This window comes from Vibrio sp. 1978, assembly GCF_033344345.1.
The window spans coordinates 1-1,289 of the sequence record NZ_JAWPOP010000102.1 but is presented as its reverse complement, the minus strand read 5'-3'; the positions used below and the strand labels follow the sequence as shown (position 1 = coordinate 1,289).

2 protein-coding genes are annotated in these 1,289 nt (G+C 46.4%); both read right to left on the bottom strand.

The features are described from left to right. The coding region (locus tag R8N49_RS24755; RefSeq protein WP_318190170.1) for an RDD family protein at window positions 1-426 on the bottom strand (426 nt) is incomplete at its 3' end. A 151-nt stretch (window positions 427-577) separates the two neighbouring features. Continuing rightward, on the bottom strand, window positions 578-1,289 hold a 712-nt coding region (locus R8N49_RS24750; protein WP_318190169.1), incomplete at its 5' end, for a ferredoxin--NADP reductase.

The following is a 1,289-nucleotide window of genomic DNA, read 5'->3' as shown; positions in this document are numbered from 1 at the left end:
TGTCTTGGTGAGGAAATCATGCAACAAGCGTCGCTCTGGATTAAAAGCAAGCAAGACAAGGTTCACCAACGGGACGCCAGGAATAAACATTTCGAGTAGATAGCTGATGCCAAGCCGGATGGAAACCGTCACTTTGGTCGCGGCACGACCATTTTTCATCACCACTTTGATACCAACAAAACGCATGCCGATGGTTTGCCCTTCCTTCAACCAATACCAGTTAATCACGAGAAGAATGGGAACAGTGAGGAGATACACAGCGTGGGTGTCGTAAACAAGCGTGAAGTTTTCTTGCAGGGATAAACGGAAGTCATAGAGCCAAAAATTGATACCCAACGCGATAACAACGACAACGCTAATGACGACGAACAGATCAACGAAACCGCCTATAAGCCGCTGCATTTTGCTCGCAATTGAAGAGTACATATAACCACCTACAACAACAGTGAACGCAGTCTAGGCATTGTTGTATATGTGCTCAATTGATAAGTCTATAAATTCGTATCATGTCTCAAAAGTGATTTTTAATTTACACCGATATAACTTAGTTATCTCGGTTTCAGCGATGAGTAGATACTCACCAATAACGCTCATAGATAACGTGACCGCCTGTTCGAGTTCGATACTTTTCTAACCCTAACCCTTGCAGCACAGGCAAGGTATCTTTAATCATCTCTGGGTTACCACACAGCATCACAAAGCTGCTTTGCGGAGAGAAAGGCACATCCACTTTATTGGCAAGCTCACCAGACGCAATCAGCTCTGGGATTCGACCTTGCAGTTTTCCGAGTGACGATTCACGGCTCACGATTGGCACGTACTTTAAGCGTCCTTCATATCGGAATTGAAGATGCTCAATCAGGTATTTGTAGACCAAATCTTTTTCGTAGCGAACACCATGCACCAGCACGATACGATCATTGTGAGGAAGCAGGTTAATGTCATCCAGCAAAGATAAAAACGGGCCAATGCCAGTCCCCGTCGAAAGCAACCATAGATCACTCGCTTGCTTAGGAATAGTGTCGTGAATGAGATCGCCATGCGCGGTTTCACCCACATAAATAGGGTCACCCGCTTTTAGCTTTTGCAACCTTGGAGAAAGTTGCCCTTGAGGGTCTGCCACAATGAGGAATTCGAGCCACTCGTGTTGCTCGCTTGGTGCATTAACCACAGAGTAAGCACGGCTGATAGGCTTGCCCTCATCATCGAGCAAAGCAAGCTTGGTGAACTGGCCGGCTTTAAAGGTAAGAGGCGCGCCTGAGACCCTTAAACTGAACAGCTCGCCAGTC